A 3,718-nucleotide genomic window follows, 5' to 3' on the forward strand; every position below is an offset into this window, starting at 1 on the left:
TTAATTATTGGTTACAGTTAATTCAACTTCAATGTTACCACGTGTAGCATTGGAGTAAGGACATACTTGATGTGCTTTTTCTGCCAAATCTTTGGCTTGTTCTAAGTTTACTTCTGGAATATTTACTACTAATTCTGCGGCTAAACCAAAACCACCGTTTTTGATTCGGCCGATGCTTATTTTTGCATTTACGCTTGTTTCGCCCGTTTCTATTACACCTTGTGTAATAACTAAGTTTAAGGCACTGTCGAAACATGCTGAATATCCTGCAGCAAAAAGCATCTCAGGATTTACATAATCGTCATTTGCTCCGCCCATTGCTCTAGGCGATTTTACTTGTAGGTCCAAAATATCATTATTACTTTTTACGTGGCCATTTCGACCACCTGTTGCAGTTGCTTCTGCTGTGTATATTGCTTTCATTATTGTTATATTTAATGTGTTATTTATTCCTATTTATTAGAGAGTAATGGCTTTTTCAATGAGCGTTTTCCCTGCCAATATTTCGAAAACCTGATTTTGCATGACACCGTCCTCTAATACTTCTACGAGTGTTTTGGCAACATCTGCTCTTGTGATCTTCCCAAAGCTTTCAATTTTTTTATTTAGCTGAATTTTGCCCGTGCCTTCTTCATCCGTTAGTGAACCAGGTCTGACAATCGTATAGTTCAAGCCACTGGCTTTTAGATACTCATCGGCATTTTGTTTTGCCTTTAAATAGTCTTCCATTTCTTCACTCACAGAAGGGTTGTCGGCTCCCATAGAGCTTAACATAACAAACTTTCTTGCTCCAGCATCTTTAGCAGCATCAATTAGTCGTTTTGCACCTTCTTGATCTACTCCCGTCACATTTTTACCCTTGGATCCTGCTGCAAAAATTATTTTATCTGCATTTTTTACTGCATGGTTTACATCTTTTTCCAAATCGCCAAGTACCACTGAAACATTGGTCTTTTCAAAATGGTCTTTTTGCTCTTGTTTCCTGACCATGGCAATTGGCCTATAGTTTTCAGATTCTTTTAATAAATTAATAATGATTCTTCCCGTGGTGCCGTTCGCGCCGGCTACTACTATATTTTGTTTTTCGTTAGTCATATTTTCTTCTTATTAGAAATTAATAATTTGGTCAACCCTATTAAACCGCTTAAGAAAAGTTGATAATCACTTTCCCTTTGGCTCTTCCCGTAGCTAAGTATAAGTAGGCCTCAATACCATCTTCAAAAGGATATACCTTATCAGTTATAGGCTTGATTTTCTCGTCTTTCACCATCGCAGATATAGTATCTAGCTGCTCACCATTGGGCTGCATCCAAGTGAGTTTATAATTGGCTGACTTTGCATCAATCAGTTTGGAAAATTTTTCAGGCAGTTGATAGCCTTTCATACCCATCATAGCAGCTGTTTCCTCATCGGGAACACTGGCAATGCTTGTTACTTTTCCACCAACTTTTATAATTTGAAATGCTTCCAGCGTATAGTCGTCTCCTAGCGTGTCAAACACAATGTCTAAATCCGAAACTATGGACTTGTAATCTTCCTTTTTGTAGTCGATGACACGGTTAGCACCAAGCGCTTTCACCCATTCCACATTTTTGGTGCTGGTGGTTGTATAAACATAGGCTCCTTTGGTCTTGGCATATTGTATAGCGAAGCTACCTACTCCACCTGATCCAGCATGGATAAGCACACGGTCACCTTCCTTGAGACCAACACGCTCCAAAGCTTGAATAGAGGTAAGACCTATTAATGGCAAGCCAGCCGCTTCTTCAAACGAAATGTTCTCTGGCTTTTTCGAAACTACTGTGCTGTCAACAGCAACATATTCTGCTACTGTGCCCATCTGATTTTGAGGCACTCGAGCATATACCGCATCACCTACTTCAAAGCCGTTTACGTCTGCGCCCTTCTCTAGAATCACCCCACTTACGTCAAATCCTATGGTGCTGGGCAAGTTCAAAGGCACCATATCTTTTAGGCCGCCGCTCACCAGTTTATAATCGATAGGATTGAGTCCTGTCGCCTTGGTTTCAATAAGAATATCCGTAGCATTAATTGATGGTCTTGAGGTTTCGCTGAAAGATAATCCGTTTTTGAGTTCGCCGTATTTTAATATTTGTAGTGCTTTCATATCAATTATTATTTTCTGATTATGTTCCTTTTTTGGAATTTCTCCATGATTGCCAGGCGCCTGATGACCAAAGAGCCCAAGCTATAAGAACAGGTTGAAAAAAAAGCCTGATTAATCGTGCGCTATCGGAATCTAAAGTACCAAAAGCATCTTTTTTATCAAGATATTGGGCAATATTTCCAGGAAAGACCAAAATAAAAAAGAGCGCCAGCACCCAACCAAATCTCACCCGTTGATTTTTCCAAAGCGCTAATCCTAGTCCCAGTGTAATTTCTAAAATACCAGACAAAATCACCACTAGGTCTTTGCTCAGCGGCACCCAATCTGGAACTTGCGCTTGAAAATCAACCCTGTTAAAAGTAAGGTGACTAAAACCTGCATAAATCATAAATAGTGCAAGTAATATGCTGAAGATGTTTTGAGTTGTTGTCGTTTTCAAGTTTTTTATCATAATCTCTTAAAAATTCTTCACAAACAAATCTTTTGATTTCTTCACTAAACCAATCATGCAATTTCGTTCAAGTTATTATTTTATTTTTCGTAATAATCATTGAGTGAATTCTCATAGGTGTCATTTATCGGTTGTGAAGAATCATATTCGGGACTGTTTTTCACTCCGTCCTTTGAGTGATTGATAGTAACTTTCTGCTCCTCCCATTTTACATCTTTAATCCACTGTGGAGAAATAAGTACTTTTTTTTCCGAAAACCAGTTGCCGGTTTCCACAACTAGAAAATGGATTTTCCATGTTGCATCTTCAACTATAAAATTTTTTACTTCGCCTATGTCACCGTCGGTTGCATGAATAGTATAACCTGTTACTTCGTCAGTGCTTCGCAGATGCGAATTGTCAGCCGCATGCTCTTTCGCTTTCCTTTGTATCATTTCCTTTTCTGTTCCCCTTACTTCAACTAGCGGATAGCCCCACATACCAAACCCCGGGTATCCGTACATTCCGTTTCCGTAATAGCCGGGCCACGAGTAGTATCCGCGCATCAACTCTTCCTGCTTACGCGAAACGGGTTTATCAGTGTCAATATCAGGACTGTTTTTTATTTTTTCTTGGGTAAGATTTACAGAAAATGTTTTTGATTCCAATTCAGGTTTTTGAAATGCTTCTGGCGAAATCAAAACTTTTTTTTCGGAAAGCCATCCTCCTGTTTTTACAACCAAGTAACGGATGGTTGAGGTGCGGTCATCGAAATAAAATTCCTCTACTTTTCCAATTTCACCATCCATTCCTTTAATGGTGTAGCCTAATAAACTGTTTATGCTTCGTTTCATATTACTACTATTTCATATTGCTTTAATTACTTGGTTCATCACTGCGATTAAGCAGGTTTCATAAGAACATTCATCCAAATGATTAATGAAAAGCCCAAGCCTTTTACCAATCCTATAGCCTATTTATTAAGGATTAGCAGTTGTTGCTTCCTGCGCTAATCTTGAATCATCCGGAGTATTTTCTAAATCTTTATCGAATAAATACAGTGTATCTATTGTGGCTTTTTCACCGCCTGCAATTTTAATTTTATCTAATAAACTGATAGCAAGATTTTCTTCTTCTGTCTGTTCCTTCACAAACCATTG

General features: G+C 38.5%; 5 protein-coding genes and 1 pseudogene. All 6 read right to left on the reverse strand.

Features of this window, described 5'->3' with window-relative positions:
* Window positions 1-423 (reverse strand): organic hydroperoxide resistance protein, encoded by a 423-nt coding sequence (locus ES765_RS21285; RefSeq protein WP_138116513.1) that lies wholly within the window; start codon window positions 421-423, stop codon window positions 1-3.
* A gap of 36 nt (window positions 424-459) precedes the next feature.
* Window positions 460-1,095 (reverse strand): SDR family oxidoreductase, encoded by a 636-nt coding sequence (locus ES765_RS21290; protein ID WP_138116515.1) that lies wholly within the window; start codon window positions 1,093-1,095, stop codon window positions 460-462.
* A 49-nt stretch (window positions 1,096-1,144) separates the two neighbouring features.
* Window positions 1,145-2,128 carry an NADP-dependent oxidoreductase gene (locus ES765_RS21295; protein ID WP_138116517.1) on the reverse strand — a complete coding sequence of 328 codons (984 nt, stop codon included), beginning with the start codon at window positions 2,126-2,128 and terminating at the stop codon, window positions 1,145-1,147.
* Window positions 2,129-2,147: 19 nt separating this feature from the next.
* On the reverse strand, window positions 2,148-2,579 hold the full coding sequence (locus ES765_RS21300) for a hypothetical protein (RefSeq protein WP_138116519.1): 432 nt from the start codon (window positions 2,577-2,579) through the stop codon (window positions 2,148-2,150).
* A gap of 80 nt (window positions 2,580-2,659) precedes the next feature.
* Complete coding sequence (locus ES765_RS21305; protein WP_138116521.1) at window positions 2,660-3,412, reverse strand: PRC-barrel domain-containing protein; 753 nt, start codon at window positions 3,410-3,412, stop codon at window positions 2,660-2,662.
* Window positions 3,413-3,538: 126 nt separating this feature from the next.
* A pseudogene (locus ES765_RS21960) lies at window positions 3,539-3,718 on the reverse strand (ferritin); the annotation flags it as partial.

The sequence above is a fragment of the Maribacter sp. ACAM166 genome, assembly GCF_005771495.1.
In the GTDB taxonomy this organism is placed as follows: domain Bacteria; phylum Bacteroidota; class Bacteroidia; order Flavobacteriales; family Flavobacteriaceae; genus Maribacter.

Excerpts from the sequence above, each read along its gene's own strand:
- ES765_RS21285 (WP_138116513.1), bottom strand. The coding sequence starts at position 423 with ATGAAAGCAATATACACAGCAGAAGCAACTGCAACAGGTGGTCGAAAT.
- ES765_RS21290 (WP_138116515.1), bottom strand. The coding sequence starts at position 1,095 with ATGACTAACGAAAAACAAAATATAGTAGTAGCCGGCGCGAACGGCACC.
- ES765_RS21295 (WP_138116517.1), bottom strand. The coding sequence starts at position 2,128 with ATGAAAGCACTACAAATATTAAAATACGGCGAACTCAAAAACGGATTA.
- ES765_RS21300 (WP_138116519.1), bottom strand. The coding sequence starts at position 2,579 with ATGATAAAAAACTTGAAAACGACAACAACTCAAAACATCTTCAGCATA.
- ES765_RS21305 (WP_138116521.1), bottom strand. The coding sequence starts at position 3,412 with ATGAAACGAAGCATAAACAGTTTATTAGGCTACACCATTAAAGGAATG.